Raw genomic sequence first — 19,813 nt, 5'->3', positions numbered from 1 at the left:
GGGAGATAGGAACGCAAAAGCCACAATACAAATGGCTATTCGATAATTATCTGAATAAGCGGAAATTCTGTGATGGAGAGCGGGCAACGCTTGCCCTTGCGGCGTCTTACGCCTAATCATTTGAACATGAAAATCGCGACATGGAACATTAATGGCGTCAAGGCGCGTATCGAAAACCTCCAGCATTGGCTGAAGGAATCATCGCCCGACATCGCCTGCCTTCAGGAAATTAAGTCGGTGGACGATCTGTTTCCGCGGCTCGAGATCGAAACGCTTGGCTATCATGTCGAGACTCATGGCCAGAAAGGCTTCAACGGCGTCGCGATTCTTTCCAAGAAATCGCCTGACGAAGTCAATCGCGGTCTTCCCGGTGATGACAGCGATGAACAGGCCCGCTTCATTGAAGCTGTGTTCTCAACTGATAAGGGTGTTCTTCGTGTCGTGTCGTTGTATTTGCCAAACGGCAATCCAATCGATACCGAAAAATTTCCATATAAGCTTTCATGGATGCAGCGCTTGGAAACATGGGCGAAGCAAAGGCTTGAACTGGAAGAGCCTCTGGTTCTTGCAGGCGATTACAATGTCATCCCTGAACCCTACGACGCAAAAAACCCACAGCAATGGCTGGGCGATGCGTTGTTTCAACCGCAATCGCGTCAGGCGCTGCGCAGACTTGAAAACATGGGCTTTACCGAAGCCGTGCGTGCGGCAACCGACGATGTCGGCGTTTATACTTTCTGGGATTATCAGGCCGGAGCATGGCCTAAGAACAATGGCATTCGCATCGATCATCTGATGCTATCACCAGAAGCGGCCAACCATTTCGTTGCAACAGACATCGAAAAACACGTCAGAGCGTGGGAAAAACCGTCAGATCACGTTCCGGTTACGGTAACATTGGCGGTCTAATCATATATTTTAACGCGCGTCTTATCTGAAAACCACTTCACACTTTTCGGGATGCGCTTTATTTAACGCGCATCTTATCCAAAAACCGTTTCACACTTTTCGGGATGCGCTTTATTTAACGCGCATCTTATCCAAAAACCGTTTCACACTTTTCGGGATGCGCTTTAATCGCTGTTTGTAGCGTAATTACTCGAAAGCGCGATTGCATTGCGGCGATCTGCTTCACCCGCGATAGAGAAGGCCTGTTCCTGCATGTCGCGAATCCAGATGCAATCTTCTGTCGGGCAACGTTCAAAAGCTGCGGTGAGCATGGCAAGGCCACGAACAGTCTTTCCGGCCTGAAACAGCATATTGCCAAGCATTGCCTGAGCGCTGGCGTTGCCCTTCTTGGCGGCAAGCTGGAACCAGCGTGCGGCCTGCATTGAGTTGCGTTCACCGCCTTCGCCATCAAGAAGCATCTTGCCAAGTTCATACTGGGCTGCCGGATCGCCAAAATTCGATGCGGCTTGCACATAGAGATTGCGCGCAAACTTTGGATCAGAGTTTACAGGAGAGCCGGGAATGCCACGCTTCACATAGCCTGCAAGCGCAACCAGCGCATCAGCGACATAGGGTTCATTCTCGGAACCAGGCTCTGCACCGTCACGGACGATCTTTTCGAAAATCTGATAGGCTTCGTAGTCATTCTCTGTCACGCCGTCGCCATCGGCATACATACGGGCCAGCTTCCACTTCGCACCCTGATGACCGCGCTCAGCAGCATAACGCAGCGCTTTGATAGCTTCATCTTTGTGGCCGCTTTTATAAGCAGAGAAACCAAACTTGAAGAGCTCGAACGGGCTACGTGATTTTTCAGAGTCATCATTAAGATCAAAGGCCTGAGCGCTGCTGCACACGATGGCTAGGCCAAGCGCTGCAGCAATCAGAGGATATGAAAAACTGCGGATACGCATCACAACGCGGGTCTTTCATAATTGTTGGAAGTTGATGACATAAGTGACAGAGTGCATTGTCTTTTCGTCAACACTGCGACCCGATTTTGACCGAAAAAAGCTCGAACTTTACCAAAAGGACAAAAGGAAGACGGGGCAGTGTTTTTGCTGCCTGAAAACGGATCGTTGTAAAACAATGCGTCTTTCTTCATTTTTTCCTGTCCTGAGGGAACCAAAGTTTTCCGAAGTCGTTATCAGCTTTCGCCTTTCCCTAGCGGTGACGCCCCTTTGTGGCGGGAAATAGGCAAAATGCACTCGCATCTTTCTAGCTGAAAGCAATGATAAAGACTGTTGCTGAATCAACACAAAACCGTCTGTTATTATCCCAAAAAATTGCGGGTTCCCGATCGTCTGAAAGCTGATCAATTCCGCAGAGCTTCTGATTAATATATAATGCTGCTCCTGATCGGGGGCATCGGAAATGACCAACAGGCGACGCTATTACAGGCGATCTTATCATCCAAGAACGCGAAGAAGAGGTGGAGCCTTCCGCAGTATCCTCTTAACTTTACTCATCTTTTTCACGCTTCTAGCAATCATTGTATCGCTGCCAGTTAATCGCCAGCCAAAAGAATCATTATCAGGCACCGTCTATGTAATTGATGGTGACACAGTCATTCTAAACAAGGTTCATATCCGACTGTTAGGCATAGACGCGCCGGAGATGGGGCAAAGTTGTCAACGCGCTGGTCGTGATTACCTTTGTGGCAGAGATGCCCGTAATGCGCTGCAAGCCAGAATCAAAGGCGCCGCGATTCGTTGCGAGAAAGAAGGCATCGATAAATATGGCCGCGATCTTGGTCGATGCGCACTCGGCGAGAGTGATCTCAACCGATGGATGGTGGAACAAGGCTGGGCTGTATCCTACGGAGATTATCGCAGCGAAGAAGCAACCGCCCGGCGCGACAAGCGCGGCATATGGGCGGGAAGCTTTCAGGTGCCCCAGCAATGGCGCAAGGAGCATCAAAAATCGTCTGAAGAGGCCGAAACAGGGCATGAAGTGCCGTTAGCCGATGTAATCAGCCAGTTGCGCGATTATATCAGGTCGAAAGTCTTTATCCTTCTGAATTCATTCTGATCTGGAGCAGAATTGAAAAAATGGAAAATCTGGACGAGCTGAGGCACGCGATCCGGGCATGTCGGATTTGCCGTGACACGCCTCAGTTTCTGCCGTCTTTGCCACATGAGCCAAATCCGGTCTGCATCATTTCGGATACTGCGCGCATTGCGATCTGCGGGCAGGCCCCCGGCATTCGTGTGCATAATACGTCCCTGCCCTTTAACGACCCTTCCGGTGATCGCCTGCGGCAGTGGCTCGGCACGACGCGCGAGGAATTCTATGACCCCTCGCTTTTTGCAATCGTACCGATGGGCTTTTGCTTTCCCGGCTATGACAAGCATGGCGGCGATCTCCCGCCGCGCCGAGAATGCCGACTGACATGGCATGATCGTGTTTTTGCTTCTATGCCGCAACTTGAATTCATCCTCGTTGTCGGACAATATTCGCTTGCCTATCATCTGCCGGAATGGCGCAAGACCAGCCTAACGGAAACGGTTCAGAACTGGCGCAGCTTCATAGAGACACCAAACGCTGCTGGACGCATTGTGCTACCGCTGCCCCATCCTTCCTGGCGCAACAGCGGCTGGCTCAAGCGAAATCCATGGTTTGACGCAGAAGTTGTGCCCGTCCTTCATCAAAAAATACGCAGACTAATCAATCCCGGAAAATAATTTTTATAACAACCATTCTCAACAGAATATTTTTCCTGTAATTTCGGACCGATGCAGTCGATAAGGTAATAAGTTTCATTCATCCGGACAGTTCGGGAAACGATTTCTAATACCGGGATAAAAAACGCATGGACAGGCTAGACAGAAAAATACTGCGATTATTGCAGGAAGACGCAACACTGGCGGTCGCCGATGTCGCAAAGAAGGTTGGCCTATCCACCACCCCTTGCTGGCGCCGTATCCAGAAACTCGAGGAAGACGGCGTTATCAAACGTCGCGTCGCCATCCTCGATCCAATACGGGTGAATACACGGGTGACGGTGTTTGTATCGGTTCGCACCAGCTCGCACAGCAATGAATGGCTCAAGCGCTTTTCGGAAGTTGTTCAGGAATTTCCAGAGGTCATTGAATTCTACCGCATGAGCGGTGATGTCGATTACCTGTTGCGTGTGGCCGTGCCGGATATTGGTGCCTATGATGCTTTCTATAAACGCCTAATCAGCAAAATCGAAATTCGTGATGTCTCCTCTTCCTTTGCGATGGAACAGATCAAATACACGACTGAGTTACCGCTTGATTACATGGTGCTCGACAAGGAAAACAACTAATCACTCGTTGTCACAAAAAAGGCCCTGAAAACTCCGGGCCTTTTTTATTCATTTCGTGGCGCTTGTGACACCTGCCTGTTCGAATGTTGCCATTCCGCTATGGCAAAGGGCTGCGGCTTTGACGATACCCGCAGCGAGCGCCGCACCTGTGCCCTCGCCCAGCCGCATACCAATATCCAGAAGGGGTTTCTTGCCCATTTTTTCGAGCAACAGGCGGTGGCCCGGCTCTGCCGATACATGGCCGAAAAGGCAATGATCCAACGCGACGGGGTTCGCCGCATAAAGCACAGCAGCAGCAGCACTGGCCACAAAACCATCGACGATAACCGGTATTTTTTCCATGCGTGCGGCAAGGATGGCACCTGCCATCGCTGCAATTTCACGTCCACCAAGACGACGCAGAACCTCCAGCGGGTCTTTGAGGTGCGCCTGATGCAGCGCAATTGCTGCACGAACCGCCGCAAGCTTGCGCTGCATCAATTCACCTGTTGAGCCTGTGCCGGGGCCAACCCAATCCTCAGCCGCGCCACCAAACAGCGCAAGCGCAATGGCTGCGGCAATGGTTGTATTGCCGATTCCCATTTCGCCTATACACAAAAGATCAGTGCCGCCCGCAATGCCTTCCATGCCGAAGGCCATCGTGGCCGCACAGGTACGCTCGTCCATGGCTGCTTCTTCGGTGATGTCAGCAGTTGGATGTTCAAGCGCCAGATCGAAAACCTTAAGCCCCAGATCATGTGCTATGCAGATCTGGTTGATCGCAGCACCACCAGCGGCAAAATTTTCAACCATTTGCGCGGTGACGCTTGATGGGAATGGCGTAATGTTCTTGGCCGTGACGCCGTGATTGCCTGCAAAAACGGCGACCAGCGGGCGATTGATTTGCGGGATTGACTTGCCAGTCCATGCTGCAAGCCATGCTACGATCTCTTCAAGCTGTCCGAGCGAACCTGCAGGCTTGGTCAATGTCGCTTCCCGCGCCCGCACAGCCGCTTCCGCATCAAGATCAGGTCCCGGAAGATTTCGGATAAGTTCACGGAAATCGTCAAAAGGAAGGCCACTGGCGCTCATATCGTCTGGTCCAATCAATCAATGGAGGATGCAAAATAACTGTGCTCGTCCTATAAGCACTTACGCAAATTTTCAAATCACCTCTTTGCGCCAAGCCATATTGGCCGCAAATATTCCTTTCGGGAGCAAGCCGTTGCACAAAAACAGCTTCCTAAGCGACACAATTCGTTCTCTCGGATTTCTGAGCCGATTGCCGCTGCCAAACAACTGGTTTGATGGTGCAGGCGATTCGCTCAAAACGAGCGTGCGCGCTTTTCCGCTTGCAGGTGCTGTTCTTGGGCTTCTGGCTGGCATTGCACTGCTCATATCTGATTATCTGAAGCTGCCGTCTGTTGTTTCCGGCCTTATCGCCGTCGGAATGCTCGCAGCCATGACTGGGGCTTTGCATGAAGATGGTCTTGGCGATACTACGGACGGCTTCTTTGGTGCTTCTACCCCCGAACGCCGCCTCACCATCATGAAAGACTCCCGCATCGGTACTTTCGCAGCGCTTGCACTCATCATCTGGACGGGTATCAAAGTTTCACTGCTGGCAGCAATTATTGATCGTGCAGGCGCGTGTTATGCTGCCCTTGCCTTGATTGGCGCAGAAGCTGCCAGTCGCGCTGCCATGCTCGCGCTGTGGCATGGCCTGCCCTCCGCCCGTCCCGGCGGTCTTGCAGATAATGTCGGACGACCGAGTTGGGAAACGCTCGTCTGCGCCTGCACAATTGGTCTTGGTATACTTCTCGTCACAATCATTCCTTCGGGCGGGTTTGTCGGCCTTATCAAAGCTCTCATCATCAGCAGCGTTCTGCTTTATGGATTTGCAAAGCTTTGTATCGCGAAAATTGGCGGACAAACTGGCGATACGCTGGGTGCGGCACAACAGATATGTGCGCTAGCCGTGCTACTCGGCCTTGTCATGTCGCTTTGATGAAACCACATTGAGCCTATGAATGCTGTAGACATCGAATCGCCATGCATCCTCGTATGCGTGATAGACAGTGAGAGCGGATTTTGTCTCGGCTGCGCCCGGACGCTCGATGAAATTGCCGGTTGGTCCACTATGGGCAATGATGAACGGCGTGCAGTCATGATGCTTTTAGCTCAGCGACATGAGAGACTGGAAAAGAGAGAAAACTGATGGGGCGTTTGTTCTGGATCGTAATTGCCGCCATTGCGGTGGTCATTCTGCTGCTTATGGCAAACGATGACAGCGGCACAACGCTTGGAATGACCAATGATGCTTTTGGTCAAGCCGCCTATATGGGCATTTGGGGCGTCGTGCTTGCGGCGGGCATATTGGGTTCCGGCATAAAACTCAGCGATTTCGCGCGCAACATGGCCGTTTGGGCGGTGATTATCCTAGCTCTCGTTGCGGCCTATCAATATCGTTATGAGCTTCAGGATGTTGGAAGTCGCGTCACCGCTGGGCTTATTCCCGGTAGCCCGATTTCCGGTCGTGCCGCCGATGGCTCGCTGACTGTGACGCTCGCAAAATCTGCCAATGGCCATTTTGACGTCAATGGTCGCGTAAACGGCGCACGTGTGCATTTCCTCGTCGATACGGGTGCATCTTCGGTTGTGCTTTCAAAAGAAGATGCCGAGCGCGCTGGCATCGACACATCATCGCTTGCCTATAACGTGCCGATCAGCACAGCCAATGGCAGGGCGACGGCAACAAGCATCACCATTGCAAGCTTGCAGATTGGCGACATCGAACGTCAGAATATCCGCGCAATGGTCACGCAAGAAGGTCTGATGACTGGTAGTCTGCTTGGCATGAATTTCCTGCAAACGCTGGGTGGTTTCAGCGTTCGCGGCGATCAATTGATCATGATGGACTAATCAGGCTGCCTCAGCGCTGGCTTCCATGACCGACGCGTAGGCTTGACGCAACAAATTACTATTAGCATCGGGCTTTGATGCATCGGTCGAGAGCATCTGACGCCAGCGACGTGCGCCAGGCTGCCCCGTGAACAAGCCAATCATATGTCGGCTGATATGCGAAAGCCTGCCGCCATCGGCAATATGCCTGTCAACATATTCACACATTGATTCAATAACTTCTGAAATGTCTTTCGGCTTTTCTTCACTACCATAAATACGCTGATCAACATCTACGAGAATTGCCGGATTGTGATAAGCAGCGCGCCCCAGCATGACGCCATCAACATGATCAAGATGCGAAACGGCCTCTTCAAGCGTAGCAATGCCACCATTGATGCCGATAAATATCCCCGGCAGACGCTGCTTAAGACGATAGACACGACCATAATCCAGCGGCGGAATATCGCGGTTTTCCTTGGGCGAAAGGCCCTTTAGCCATGCTTTGCGGGCATGCACCCAAAGCGCATCCGCTCCTGCGTTAAGCACCTGATCTGCAACAGCATCAAGAGCTACTTCCGGATCCTGATCATCAACACCAATTCGGCATTTGACAGTTACAGGCACTGAAACAACTTCTTTCATTGCGGCGACGCAGCGGGCAACCACATCCGGTGTCTGCATGAGACACGCGCCGAAAGTTCCCGACTGCACACGATCAGAAGGGCAACCGACATTGAGATTGATTTCATCATAGCCAAAGCCCGCGCCAATCCGCGCTGCTTCCTGCAATTTAACCGGGTCAGAGCCGCCAAGCTGCAAAGCAATTGGGTGCTCTGCCGCATCAAAACCCATCAGCCGGTCACGCGGGCCATGGATGGCTGCATCGGCCACAACCATTTCCGTGTAGAGAAGTGTGCGCTTTGAAAACAGCCGGTGAAAATACCGACAATGTCTATCGGACCAATCCAGCATAGGCGCTACGGCAAATTTCGGCTCATTAGAAATCAATGAGTTCTTTTCTTTTCCGTAACTTAGCGCCATTTCTTGCCTGCTTATTTCATCTCATTTAGGCCTCTTTACGTCTGTTTTGACGTAGAGTACAACACGGCTGTTGTACTTTTGGAGGATGTTGTACCGATGGGAACCATAATCGAACGCCCGCGATCGAACGGATCAATCGCGTACCTAGCACAAATCCTACTGAAAAGTGATGGAAAAGTTGTCCATCGCGAATCGCGTACATTCGACAGGAGGGCAGCAGCAACAGCCTGGATTAAAAAGCGCGAAACGGAATTGAAGAAAGACACCGCCCAACTTGGCCGCCCGAAACGCCCGTCGAGCAAACTTTCCGACGCGATTGATAAATACATTGAGACCAGCCTTAGAGAAATTGGCCGCACTAAGGGACAAGTTTTGAATGCTATTAAGAGCTTTCCTATTGCCGACAAAGAATGTTCATCCATCACTAGCCAAGACATCATTAAGTTTGCAGAGTTTCTTAATGATGGTCGTGAGCCGCAAACCGTAGGAAACTGGATCTCTCACCTTGCATCCGTTTTTGCGCTTGCTCGTCCTGCATGGGGATTGCCGTTAGACCAGCAAGCGATGATTGATGCACAGCTTGTTATGAAGAGATTGGGACTGATAACGAAGTCCAAACAGCGGAACCGCCGTCCAACACTCGGCGAACTAGATAAAATTTTAGACTACTTCACAGATCGCGAGACGCGAGTGAAGCAGCACATGCCAATGTGCAAAGTCACATTGTTCGCCATCTTTTCGACCCGTCGCCAGGACGAAATTTGCCGCATTAGATGGGTTGATTATGAGAAGGATCACAAGCGAGTTCTTGTTCGCGATATGAAAAACCCTGGTGAGAAAATGGGTAATGACGTTTGGTGTGATCTGACTGACGAGGCCATTGCAATTATAGAATCAATGCCACGCAAGAAGGAATCTATTTTCCCTTACCACCCGAACACCGTAAGCGCTCGGTTTACAAGAACCTGTCAGTTTCTTGGTATAGAAGACTTGCATTTCCACGATCTTAGACATGAAGGTATTTCACGCCTTTTTGAGATGGGTTGGAATATTCCGCACGTCGCGATGGTTTCTGGACATCGCTCATGGAGTTCCTTGAAGCGTTATACACATATTCGTCAGACGGGCGATAAATATACTGGATGGAAATGGCTCGCCCCCCCTTGCCGCTGAAACTTCTAATTATGCCGCAAATAGCGACGCTCAGTGATTTAAATTTGATTTTCTTTTTATTGAGGTTATTCAACAAATTTGCGGAGCAGAGCGAGGGGCGACTGTGAAAAAGATAAACGAGAAGCTGAAGATAAGACTCATCGCAAGGGCGATTAAGCGCTGGCGAAGAGCATTGAATCGGAAGAACAAAACTCACTCAAGAATTCCGCGACAAGAAGTGTTGATTTCTGCGCCAAGTATACTCAGTTTTAAGGATAATTTTGCTGAGACCGTCCAATTTCTCGACGCTTTTCGAGATGGAACGCTAGCGTCTGATCCTAAAACAACTAATGTTTTCATTGATTTGAAGTCAATAAAAAGCCTGTCTGTGCCTGTCGCCATCGTACTTGCAGCCGAGTTTCACAGATGGTCACTCGTCAAAAAAACGAGATTACGAGTACGCGACTCCCAACAATGGGATCCAACTGTTAGAAGCTTATTGTCTGATTTGGGAGTGTTTGAGCTCCTCGGCCTGAAGCCTGTGACGCTCGAATTTGCTCCTCATAATTTTACACTCACTCCTCTGACGTCAGGGGTTAAAACGGATGGTTATAAAATCAACCAAATCCAAGAACAATTCCGAGGTGTGTTAGAGGGCTTCACAGCCAATCCTGAAATGTTCGCAGGACTTATGGAAGCCGCAGAAAATGCTATTAATCATGCATACCCAGACAATTTCACCCCTAGGCATCCATTTGCAGACCACAGATGGTGGGCCGCTAGTAGCCTAGACTTAAATACGACTTCCTTGAGGTTCTTTGTATTCGATCAAGGTGCAGGGATACCATTCACTTTGCCTCAAGCGAGCCTATATGAAAATGTGCGAGCGAAAATAGCTTCATGGACAAGTGATCTCATTCCGAACGATTCACACATGCTACGTGCAGCTCTTGAGGTTGGAAGGACAAGAACCGGCCTTAGCCACCGCGGGTTGGGTTTGAAGAGGATGAGTGATGTGGTAACTGGAGCTCCGAATGGTTACCTAAGAATATTGAGTGGTAAAGGTGAAATAGTTTACCATGCAGATGATACGATAGAGACGCGAGATCATGATTACCACATAGGCGGAACGCTCATTGAATGGAGCATGAATGCAGACGCATTTAAAGATTCGTCAGAGGAACTACCCAATGAAAACGATCAGCATCGCTAACGATTTTACCAAATATCCGGGAGGCCGATATCGGAAGCACGGTAATGGCAGCGGGGAAGAATTTCGAAACAGATATCTTGTTCCAGCCCTTCAGAATAACGAGCCTTTGACGATCATACTTGACGGCACGGTCGGCTATTCTTCATCGTTCTTGGAAGAGGCTTTTGGCGGTTTAGTGCGCAGTGGGTTTGGTAAAGAATTGGTGCATAAACTTATAAGCATTAAAGCTAGCGGTCCATTTCTTGCCTACGAAAGTCTTATTTGGAGATATGTCGATTCATCCCCTAGCAAAAATTTGGGATGACCTAAATGGACATCGGCGGGGCATTTGGCACGATTTTTTTAGCTGGCACCGGAGCCTTGATAGCAAACTTCACTGCTAAGTGGATTGAGTCTTGGTCGCGTTCAAGCCAGAGCGTTGAAGCGCAGCGAGACGCTGATCTGCAGGATATGATAAAGAGCATCCAACTTTTGGGAGAGTATACCGAAAAGTTTTGGTTAAACTCTGCTAAAGATTTGGGAAGTGAAGACATCGTTCTTCGAGCCCATATGGTTGCGCAGCAACATGAAGTAACGCAAATAATCTCAGATCTATTCAAAGGTCCTGAGGTATCAGAGTGCAATGATGAGTTTCTCAAATTAGCCTCAGCCGCGACCGGTGGTAGCTTTGGTGATCCTGATCGCGAGGTTGAAGCCGGGCGGTTAAGTGAAGTATTGATTGCTTCGCGATCTCTGGAGCGTAAAGCTAAAAAGGCTCGACGCAACTTAAAAAGAAAATTTATGGCTTAATATTTTTCGGTGCAAAGCAATCGTATTATAGCTGCAAATATGCTCGTTGCGGTCGGCGTGCAACCGCACCAAAAACCAAGCTATATATTTCAACTAGATAGCAAGAATTAATCAAAGCTTTGTATCACATCTGGTAACCCGATATGTGACGCTTTTTATGCGTTATTTAGTCTAACCCGACCTGATTTTAATGTGTAGGCATCAATTTTCATGCAAGAATTATTCGCAGCACCGGCTTAGAAGGCGGTAAGATTACCAACGTTTTCAATGAATGTTCCAACTTTCTGCGAGCTGAACGGATCCCTATAATGGCGAAAGTTGGAACTTGGCAACGCAATTGCAATGCAGCTTTCCCATGCAATTAATCGTCGCTTATCCACCTGTTATCCACCTCATTTCCACAAGCGCTAAAACGTGGATTGACTATTCTTCAAAATGAGAACATTTTAGGAACATATCCACATTGAGCGGAATATGTTCCTGAGTGCCTATGCACTTGCGGCAGGTTTCGCTCGACCTTTTTTCTGAGGTTTCTATGCGACTGCCTGAGACTATTGAACGGCTGTACCTCGACTTTGACGGTTTCTTTGCGTCGGTCGAGCAACAGTGCGACAAGCGTCTGCGGGGTCGGCCAATCGGTGTTGTTCCTTTTGAAGGCACCAATCGAACCGCCGTAATCGCCTGCTCAAAAGAGGCGAAAGCGATGGGCGTGAAGAATGTGATGCCAATCAAGGACGCGCTTCGGGTTTGTCCGGATCTCATTCTCGTGCCACAGAACCCAGATCTATACCGACGAGCGCATAACGCGCTGCTCTGCGAGATTGAAACCGTCATCGCGATTGATACAGCCAAGAGCATCGATGAGCTGACGTGCGTGCTGGACGATAGTGGCAAGCGAGATCCTGAATTACTTTCCGCCCGCATCAAGGCCGCTATAGCTGACAATATCGGGCCATACATCACCAGCTCTATCGGTTTCGCTGCGAACCGCCAGCTGGCGAAGATTGCCTGCAAGGCTGGGAAAGACGAAAGCAAGCGTCACGGCAGCTATGGCAATGGCCTTGCGATCTGGCATCCTGCATCGATGCCAGCACCTTTGCTGAAAATTCAGCTAGAAGACATTCCCGGCATTGGATCGAGCTTGGCGCAACGCCTCTATAAAAACCGCGTCTACACCACAGAGCAGCTTTACGCTTTACAGCCGAAGCATATGCGCAAGATCTGGAACAACGTGAATGGTGAGCGGCTGTGGTATGCCCTGCATGGATATGACATCCAAGCGCCAGAGCAACAGCGCGGTATGTTTGGCCATGGGCGCGTGCTGCCGCCAGAATCCCGCAAAATCGATGGCGCTTACGAGATCTCACGCCTGCTACTCACTAAGGCCGCGCGTCGCCTGCGCCGTGAAAACTTCTATGCTGGTGGCTTATGGCTCTGGCTGTCGATCCATGAAGGCTCATGGCTGGGCAAACAAGGACTATCCGTCGTGAATGACGATCAAGCCATCTTGGCTGGTCTTAATGCGCTATGGAATCGTGTCCGCCGAGAGTTTCCGAAAGGCACGACAATCTTCCGGGTTGGCGTCACCCTATATGATCTTTCGCCGGCTGATGAGCGCCAGATTGATCTCCTCAATAATGACGACAAACTGCGCCAGAAGTGGGAACGCGCCAACGGTGCTGTCGATAAGCTTAACAGCAAATATTCCAGCACAATCGTCAGCATGGGAGAATGGAAGCCACCGGCAGGCGGACACGTTGGCGGAAAGATCAGCTATACCCGCATTCCATCAGCCGAGGACTTCTGGTGATGGGAAACTGGAAAACTCATATCAAAGTCGGAGATCTGGCAGACGATCAAAAGCTTGAGCTGATTTGCCGGAAATGTAACCGGATGGCCTATACCGATAAGCTATTGCTCTGCGAGACGGTTGATCGCTCACAGCTCTATCTCGATCAGATCGAGAGCATGGCACGCTGCAAAGGACGCGGCTGTAAAGGCAATATGCGCCTATCCATGGTGCGCCTTAAAGAAATGAGCGGCTTTGTCGGTGGTTTAGCATGAGCGGATATGGAACGGACAATGGCCGTGTTTCAAAGCCCGGAGGTAAGTGGGAACATTGGTGCGATGCTGACGGATGCAAAGCGTGGGGCACGTACGGCTACAAAACAAAATATGGCCAACTCTGGTTTTGCTACGAACATAAGCAGGAAGGTGAAGAAGCCTTGGCTGGACGAAGGTAATAAGTGCGCTACCTGCTCTCTTAAAAAGAGAGAGCACCATGATGAAACCGGAACAAGCAGGCATTTACCCAGATCGCGAACTGGATTGTCAGGAGGCGGTAGCGCAAGGCATCGCGGACTTGATCGAGCAAGCGACATTATCAGGCACATCGGAAGCCGATGCTGCAGCTGCAATAGCTGACACCGGCGTTCCCGGCATACGAGATCTCATCGATGATGCGGTCGCAGCTGGCTGGTCAGCTGAAGAAACAGCAACAGCCATTAAAGTTGTTTCGGCTGGCATGTATCGCGGTTACACCGGCACAGAACCAGACGAGTGATGCACAGGGGTTGGAGTCCCGGAGGTTCTACGGAAAATGAGCCAATTCAAACGCTTGCAGAAAAGTGGGACAGAAATAGCCCTTATGATTTGATTATGTATTTTAATCCGCCTGCCTCACTGCGCATAACAAAAACCCCGCCGCAGCGGGGTTGTAAACGGGCAGTTTTCGATTAATCGCAGATTAGACATTTACAGGTCAGAGAGACTTCAACCCCCCGCCAACCACAAATGCAACAAAAGCCGCAACCAATCCGCCGATAATCATCCAATTAATACGAGACAGCGAAGACATAATGCTTTGCACGGATCCTTCTAGCCCGGAAAAGCGCGTATCAATACGAGCTTCCATTGCGACCCATTTTTCATCATTTCGAGCGCTATCAATTTCACGCTGGCGTTGCCAAGTCTCAAGCGTAGCCAGTCGCTGATTGTTTGTTTGTGCTGCTTGTTCAAGCCCAACAACACGAGCACGAAGATCGGAATCTGTCTCTGGCATAATAGAACTCACTTCCAGCACCCCCGCTGTTTTCCATTTTCATCATTACCCTCGACGCGTTCGGCCCCTGCCCGATCCACCGCAGTAAGCGCAACTAATCCGGACGCACTGAGATTATTCGGCCGCCACCCCGCGCAGTTGCTCACAGTCTTCGGATTGCATGCCGCGACGACGAAGAGACAAGACACAAAAATCATAATTCGACAGAGAACGTAGCTTCGCATCGTCCTTCGTCCTTTCGCGTTCAGCGTTAATGTCAGATTGCAGTTGCTCGGTTTTGACTTCCTGCCGACCTTCACGCTTACCGATCAGGTATCCGCCACCCGCAATGATGCAGGCGGCGATGATTCCAGCAAGAAGATACTTCAGCCAGGCAGGAATGAAGTTCCAGATGATCGCCATCAGGCAAACTCATTGGAAAGATCTTTAACAGCCTTAAAGAGATCGAAGCGGCGCTTGATCGCATAGACCGCAAAACAACTAACCATCGCACAGAGTAATAGCTGCACGCGCCAATCCAATCCGCCGAGGAAAGCCCCTATACCGGTCACAGCCATGCCTATGGCAGTCAAAGCATTTGTGATGACAGTTTTCGATTTTGCAGGAGAAGCGCCAAGCTCACCCGGATCCGCAACGATTGGCACTTTCTCTACAACAAGCGCAGAATCATTTGGTGCCATTGAAGCGCCTGCCGCCTTCACTTGATCAAGAATGGCTTCCATGCGATGCGGTGTCACCAAAACTTTATTGAGCTTGTCGCCAGCATAGAAAGTTTCACCACGCTGCAATGCTCGGTGCGCGCCCTTTGTCGGAGCGAGAACAGGAAATGAAGCCCATTCCTGCGCGAGCCGCCGACCAAACTCAGTACGGCTGATATTGCCGGAAATGAAATCGTTATAGCCCCGGCGAATAGCCAGATGATAACCAAGGCGATCTTGTAAATCTGGATCCATTATCTGCCCACCGCGCAAACGTAATTCTGCCTTCAGATCGAGCAGCGTATTGCGCATAAACTGATAACCACCCGCAGCCGACGATTTAAAACGTTTAGTAAAGGTCGTCTGAATTCCGATAAGTTCATCAATCGACATCAAGGTAACTTTCTTCGATATCTTATCTTCGTTGTGGCCATAGATCGCATCGTAAGACGAGCGGTCGGTTTTGCCTGTTTCAATGAGACGAACGAAATCAAGCAAAAGCGCCGCGCCAGCTGGTACGGTTCTGTCCATAGTGTTTTCCTATTTTTGTGAGATGATTATTAGGAGCGGTTGAAGCCCCAGTTTCAAGAACGCCCATCCCCGGTAGCGCCCGCAAGCACCGGGGCTTTCTTTTGTGCATTGGCATTATCCCAAAGTAGGGAATGCTATTCTTTTACTGTCAGATAAATACTAGATGCGCTTTACAGGCGGGGGAACGCTTGCAGGGTGCAGCCCCAGATCGCCCCAAGCGTCTGGGGTTTTTATTTTGCTTACTGGCTGTTACCCTCTCAACCGATCTGACGGAGGGGAACATGTTTTTTATCGTCGTCATTGAGCAAGAAATTGCGCTACTGACTGTAGGGGCAGCAATAGCTCTGGCTATCTGCTTTTGGATATGGCGCACGGCATAAAACCGCCTCAAGCGCGGTGCTGTCAGTCAGGCCTTTGTTCCCAGCCTGCGACTAAAAGACCGTTCGTTTTATTTATAATTATGATAACCCCACGGAGTTTCGCAAACTTGCGGAAGACGACCATAAACTGGGGATAATTTCATGAATTTAATCAACGCAAAGAGTGTCGGCAATGTCACAACACCTTTGAGGCCACTGTTGATACTAATGGTTGTCACTACGCATGTACCTTGGACGTACTACAATGCATATAAGAGAGACTTCGAACTAAGCCCTACTTCTTTCATGTTGACTTTTATAACGTTTGTTCTTGCTTCGTCTGCAGTTCCAACCCTGTCAATTATATCGGGATATTTCGCATGGTCATCGTATCAAAAGCGCGGATACATCCGTCTTCTTTTTCAAAAAATTAAAACCATCCTCCTGCCAATGCTTGTCTGGAACGGCGTCATGATCGCGCTGATTATCTGGAAACAACAGCAAAACCTACCACTACGAACAGATTTACCGCTCGTTAATGGCAGCCTATTCACCTACTTTAGGGCTTTAACCGGATATAATGCGCTCCCAGCAAATGGTCCGCTATATTTTTTGCATGATCTCATGCTTTGTTTCTTATTTATATACGGCATCGTATTGTTAACGTCCAACAAGATTGTCGGAGCGCTTTTATGCCTTACTTTAATTGCAATGACAGTAGCTTTAATTAACCCGCCGCTTTTCATGAGGGTTGATATCTTGGCGTGGTTCGTTGTCGGACTATATTTTGCGCGCCATGGATGGCCTACCTCATGGTCCGTGGATGGAACGACAGTGCGCACTTTGGCTTGCGTCTATTTAGCAATCGCTGTTACAGCTACATTTTATTGCCTATGTGCAAAACCCGCAGATTATTTGCAGTATCAAAAGCTGGTCAATATTTTTGGACCGTTAACAATTTTGGTGACTGCTGTTTTTTTTGCTGGCAATCGATTATTCCGATTTGTATCCCCTTTATCAAAATATTCTTTCACCGTTTTCCTTTGTCACGTCCCTGTTATTTTCTTAGTTGGCGAGGCGTGGGGTTACCTTACGCATACCCATATCTCTAGTTCATACCTACTAGGTCCACTAACCGTCGCAGTTTGCATAGCTGTGACGGCTTTTCTGTGCTTCCACGTCAATAGGGTTTTCCGCTTCTTTATCCATCGTGGCTCAAGTTCAATACTCCATGAAACCTAAGTCAAGAGTGGTCGTCCCCGCTCCCCGATAAATTTTCACCGTGCCATCTGCCGCAATCAGTGCGTAGGGCTGAGATGTCGAACCGGGGGCGACTAGAGTTCAACGGATTGCACTTGTCGGGCGCAAGCCGATGGGAAGTTGCAAGAAGGTAGTTCCATCTGTGAGTGTCCCCGGAGCCATAGCACCCTCCAAACGGACGATGCCATTTGAATACGTGAATTTTATTGATCCGGGGGCCCTATAACCATTTTGCAACCACGAGTAAGGAACATTAAATGGAACTCCTGTACCTTATCGCAGAGAAAGCGTTTTCAACTTGGTTCAGCGACTCGACTATATTCTGGCCTCGTCTGGCTGTCAGATGCCGTGTTCGCTAAGAAAATCAATTCACGACGTAATGTGACGCTGCAAAGCAGGAATGGCTCAAAACTGCATCCTGCCGCCAGCACCCCAAAAACGGCAACCCATAACCCGCTGGATAGAAATCTAAATGAATAACACTTGGGAGGGAAAACACCAAAAAGCCGAGACTAGCAGAGCTCATAGTAATCTGAAATAAAGGAACCATATTTGGCGCTCTTATATCGCAAACTACCTCGCCTCTCAGATACGCAATGGTTGTATAGTGTCACAAGCAATGCTTCTGGATCGAGCATGAGATCTATATCAAGAACGGAACCGAAACCAAGTGTTTTGATCCGTTGCGCGATGGCACCAAAATCAAATGCTACTGGCCAACGCCCATGCGTCAACACTTCTGACAGAGTATAACTAAATGTCTCTGGCCATATACTTGCCATCCAGAAAATATCTGGATTTTCTTTGGCCAAAATTCCATCTAATTCTGAATCATCATAGCTTCCAGTGATTTTCACATTTCCCACTCTTTCGAGTTCATCGTCGCGATCGGTGTACCCGACCACAATAAATTCCAAATCAAGTGACTTCTTTTTCGCCAATTGCGCAACTTCGAGCAACAACATAGATCCCTTATGAGTGCCCAGCGCTCCAATAAGACCTATCTTATATTTGCCTCCCAACCGACGTCCGGTAAATGTCAGGTTTGCTGCACAATCCCTCAAGTGTGGCTCAATATGAGCTTTTACAATTGGTTCGGTACCCGAAAACTGGCGCTTTAGGCGTCGCAATACATCATCGTTCGGGACGAAAATCTTACGCGCACCTAAGAGGAACTCATGATTTCGTTGACGCCAGCGCCAAACCGATGCTGCTCCTAAACTTTCTAAATAACCACCCTCTTTGCAGCACACCTCGCAACTGCTCTGGTCAGGTTCACCACAATACTGCTTATAATGATCCCATAAATGAATACGAGGACAGTAAGTGTAATAGTCGTGGACTGTGAAATCATAAGGAATATTCGATACCGAGCAGGACTGACGAATAAAATCGGAAAGTTCTACATCGGCTCCTACCAATTGATGTACATGAATCAGTTTTACCGATAAATCGGAGAGGAATGTCACAAAGCACTTAACGTCATCTTTTAGACTAAAATCACCAAGATTTGGGTACCTCTCATCATCAACAAATAGTATGTCGTTAGAATCTTGTTTAGGTCGCATGATCAAGACTAACCCTTCACCGGACGCCTCGATGACACCTTTCATGTCTTGAACGTGCCTTTCAGTACCCCCACCCCAGTTATGGGTGATAAATATTAGAACGGGACGTCCAGAACTGCGTAGGCGTTCAACATCTAATGTACGCCGAGCTTGAAAAAGTGGGTCGTGTTTAATAAACTCAGAGACATCTGACTGATATTTTGGGTGCTTTGCCGACAATGTATCTATTGCCCCCTGGATGCGCTCAGCCTTCTCGGGTCCAAAGGACGTAGTGCCATAGTGGCGAACATAAGTGTCGGCCAAAATTGAATTTCGATATCCTAGTTTTATTGCCCTCTGGCAGAAATCATTCTCCTCACCATATCCACGCCCGAACGCCTCTTTGTCAAAATATCCAACCCTTGAAAGGCATTCTCGCTTTATGTACATGCAAAAACCTACACCCGTTGGAGCATCAACTCCGAAACCGGGATTGGCCTTGGCTGCCAGTTGATCTAATTCAAATCCGCATATCTCAAGTTCATAATTGTTATCTTGAATGAAGTGAGGATAGCTGCAAATCTCCGCATTATTCGACAGTGGGGTAACAGTGCCTATATCTCGGCTTGAATAGGCATGCGCATGTATTCTATCAAGCCAGTCTCCGTATACTTCAGTGTCGGAGTTTAACAGAAGGACATCTCTTTCAGGATAGAGATTCATACCATAATTTACGGTACCAACAAATCCTAAGTTCTCTTCGTTATGGTGTAATTCGATCAAACCAGACTGAGACAAGCACTTGAGTTGTTCGACCAATTCATCATCAGGCGACTGGTCATTGATTACTATAATATTGAACGATACATGCTGCTTAACAGAACATACGCTGTACAAACAGCGCATTGTTTCTTCTAGCCCTTTATAAACGGGGATGATTACATCAAGGAGGGCAGGATGATCATCGGACTTTGAAGCATTCAACAATAACGCTTCCCACTCCTGATTTGTGGGAATAACAGGCTGCAAATGTTGCATG

General features: G+C 49.1%; 22 protein-coding genes. 15 read left to right on the top strand and 7 right to left on the bottom strand.

Annotated elements, in window-relative coordinates:
* The first annotated feature begins 126 nt into the window (after positions 1–126).
* Positions 127–909: an exodeoxyribonuclease III gene (gene xth / locus CEV31_RS10835; RefSeq protein ID WP_094507059.1), complete on the top strand. Its 783-nt coding sequence runs from the start codon at positions 127–129 to the stop codon at positions 907–909.
* 164 nt (positions 910–1,073) lie between these two features.
* Here xth and CEV31_RS10830 read toward each other — a convergent pair whose 3' ends face one another.
* Complete coding sequence (locus CEV31_RS10830) at positions 1,074–1,862, bottom strand: tetratricopeptide repeat protein (RefSeq protein WP_094507058.1); 789 nt, start codon at positions 1,860–1,862, stop codon at positions 1,074–1,076.
* Between the two features lie 460 nt (positions 1,863–2,322).
* Between CEV31_RS10830 and CEV31_RS10825 the strand changes: the two genes are divergently transcribed.
* From CEV31_RS10825 to CEV31_RS10815, 3 genes are all read left to right on the top strand, one after another.
* Positions 2,323–2,979, top strand: a complete 657-nt coding sequence (locus CEV31_RS10825; protein WP_094507057.1) for a thermonuclease family protein — start codon at positions 2,323–2,325, stop codon at positions 2,977–2,979.
* Positions 2,980–2,990: 11 nt separating this feature from the next.
* A complete protein-coding gene (locus CEV31_RS10820; protein WP_094507056.1) occupies positions 2,991–3,632 on the top strand; it encodes a uracil-DNA glycosylase family protein in 642 nt (213 codons plus the stop codon).
* A gap of 128 nt (positions 3,633–3,760) precedes the next feature.
* Positions 3,761–4,240: an Lrp/AsnC family transcriptional regulator gene (locus CEV31_RS10815; protein ID WP_094507055.1), complete on the top strand. Its 480-nt coding sequence runs from the start codon at positions 3,761–3,763 to the stop codon at positions 4,238–4,240.
* Positions 4,241–4,288: 48 nt separating this feature from the next.
* On the opposite strand, the gene cobT is transcribed toward CEV31_RS10815, so the two are convergent.
* The gene (gene cobT, locus CEV31_RS10810; RefSeq protein WP_094507054.1) at positions 4,289–5,311 is read right to left on the bottom strand and encodes a nicotinate-nucleotide--dimethylbenzimidazole phosphoribosyltransferase; all 1,023 of its coding nucleotides are present in this window, start codon (positions 5,309–5,311) and stop codon (positions 4,289–4,291) included.
* A 133-nt stretch (positions 5,312–5,444) separates the two neighbouring features.
* On the opposite strand from cobT, the gene CEV31_RS10805 reads away from it, so the two are divergent.
* Genes CEV31_RS10805 through CEV31_RS10795 form a run of 3 tightly spaced genes read left to right on the top strand, consistent with a single transcriptional unit; the run spans position 5,445 to position 7,141 of the window.
* Complete coding sequence (locus CEV31_RS10805) at positions 5,445–6,227, top strand: adenosylcobinamide-GDP ribazoletransferase (protein WP_094507327.1); 783 nt, start codon at positions 5,445–5,447, stop codon at positions 6,225–6,227.
* Between the two features lie 18 nt (positions 6,228–6,245).
* Positions 6,246–6,437, top strand: a complete 192-nt coding sequence (locus tag CEV31_RS10800; RefSeq protein WP_094507053.1) for a DUF1289 domain-containing protein — start codon at positions 6,246–6,248, stop codon at positions 6,435–6,437.
* On the top strand, positions 6,437–7,141 hold the full coding sequence (locus tag CEV31_RS10795; protein WP_094507052.1) for a TIGR02281 family clan AA aspartic protease: 705 nt from the start codon (positions 6,437–6,439) through the stop codon (positions 7,139–7,141). The genes CEV31_RS10800 and CEV31_RS10795 overlap by 1 nt, the downstream gene beginning before the upstream one ends.
* On the opposite strand, the gene dusA is transcribed toward CEV31_RS10795, so the two are convergent.
* Positions 7,142–8,164, bottom strand: coding sequence for a tRNA dihydrouridine(20/20a) synthase DusA (gene dusA / locus CEV31_RS10790; protein ID WP_094507051.1), 1,023 nt, complete (start codon positions 8,162–8,164; stop codon positions 7,142–7,144).
* Between the two features lie 96 nt (positions 8,165–8,260).
* Between dusA and CEV31_RS10785 the strand changes: the two genes are divergently transcribed.
* The 7 genes from CEV31_RS10785 (at position 8,261) to CEV31_RS10750 (ending at position 13,881) form a co-directional block, all read left to right on the top strand.
* The gene (locus tag CEV31_RS10785; RefSeq protein ID WP_094507050.1) at positions 8,261–9,337 is read left to right on the top strand and encodes a site-specific integrase; all 1,077 of its coding nucleotides are present in this window, start codon (positions 8,261–8,263) and stop codon (positions 9,335–9,337) included.
* A 103-nt stretch (positions 9,338–9,440) separates the two neighbouring features.
* The gene (locus tag CEV31_RS10780; protein ID WP_094507049.1) at positions 9,441–10,529 is read left to right on the top strand and encodes a hypothetical protein; all 1,089 of its coding nucleotides are present in this window, start codon (positions 9,441–9,443) and stop codon (positions 10,527–10,529) included.
* On the top strand, positions 10,507–10,833 hold the full coding sequence (locus tag CEV31_RS10775) for an STAS-like domain-containing protein (protein ID WP_094507048.1): 327 nt from the start codon (positions 10,507–10,509) through the stop codon (positions 10,831–10,833). Before CEV31_RS10780 ends, CEV31_RS10775 begins: the two co-directional genes overlap by 23 nt.
* Positions 10,834–10,838: 5 nt before the next feature.
* A complete protein-coding gene (locus CEV31_RS10770; RefSeq protein WP_094507047.1) occupies positions 10,839–11,318 on the top strand; it encodes a hypothetical protein in 480 nt (159 codons plus the stop codon).
* A 535-nt stretch (positions 11,319–11,853) separates the two neighbouring features.
* A complete protein-coding gene (locus tag CEV31_RS10765; protein WP_094507326.1) occupies positions 11,854–13,128 on the top strand; it encodes a Y-family DNA polymerase in 1,275 nt (424 codons plus the stop codon).
* Entirely contained in the window at positions 13,128–13,382 is a 255-nt protein-coding gene (locus CEV31_RS10760) for a hypothetical protein (RefSeq protein WP_094507046.1), read from the top strand. Before CEV31_RS10765 ends, CEV31_RS10760 begins: the two co-directional genes overlap by 1 nt.
* Before the next feature lie 217 nt (positions 13,383–13,599).
* Entirely contained in the window at positions 13,600–13,881 is a 282-nt protein-coding gene (locus CEV31_RS10750) for a hypothetical protein (RefSeq protein ID WP_094507044.1), read from the top strand.
* Between the two features lie 198 nt (positions 13,882–14,079).
* On the opposite strand, the gene CEV31_RS10745 is transcribed toward CEV31_RS10750, so the two are convergent.
* From CEV31_RS10745 to CEV31_RS10735, 3 genes are all read right to left on the bottom strand, one after another.
* A complete protein-coding gene (locus CEV31_RS10745) occupies positions 14,080–14,400 on the bottom strand; it encodes a hypothetical protein (RefSeq protein ID WP_143850916.1) in 321 nt (106 codons plus the stop codon).
* 93 nt (positions 14,401–14,493) lie between these two features.
* Entirely contained in the window at positions 14,494–14,781 is a 288-nt protein-coding gene (locus CEV31_RS10740) for a hypothetical protein (protein WP_094507042.1), read from the bottom strand.
* Positions 14,781–15,608, bottom strand: coding sequence for a lysozyme family protein (locus CEV31_RS10735; protein WP_094507041.1), 828 nt, complete (start codon positions 15,606–15,608; stop codon positions 14,781–14,783). Before CEV31_RS10735 ends, CEV31_RS10740 begins: the two co-directional genes overlap by 1 nt.
* Positions 15,609–16,129: 521 nt before the next feature.
* On the opposite strand from CEV31_RS10735, the gene CEV31_RS10725 reads away from it, so the two are divergent.
* The gene (locus CEV31_RS10725) at positions 16,130–17,209 is read left to right on the top strand and encodes an acyltransferase family protein (protein ID WP_094507039.1); all 1,080 of its coding nucleotides are present in this window, start codon (positions 16,130–16,132) and stop codon (positions 17,207–17,209) included.
* Positions 17,210–17,739: 530 nt separating this feature from the next.
* Here CEV31_RS10725 and CEV31_RS10720 read toward each other — a convergent pair.
* Positions 17,740–19,812, bottom strand: a complete 2,073-nt coding sequence (locus tag CEV31_RS10720; protein WP_094507038.1) for a glycosyltransferase — start codon at positions 19,810–19,812, stop codon at positions 17,740–17,742.
* Position 19,813 lies beyond the last annotated feature (1 nt).

The organism is Brucella thiophenivorans, from assembly GCF_002252445.1.
GTDB lineage: Bacteria > Pseudomonadota > Alphaproteobacteria > Rhizobiales > Rhizobiaceae > Brucella > Brucella thiophenivorans.
This window is presented reverse-complemented; position numbering and strand designations above follow the sequence as displayed.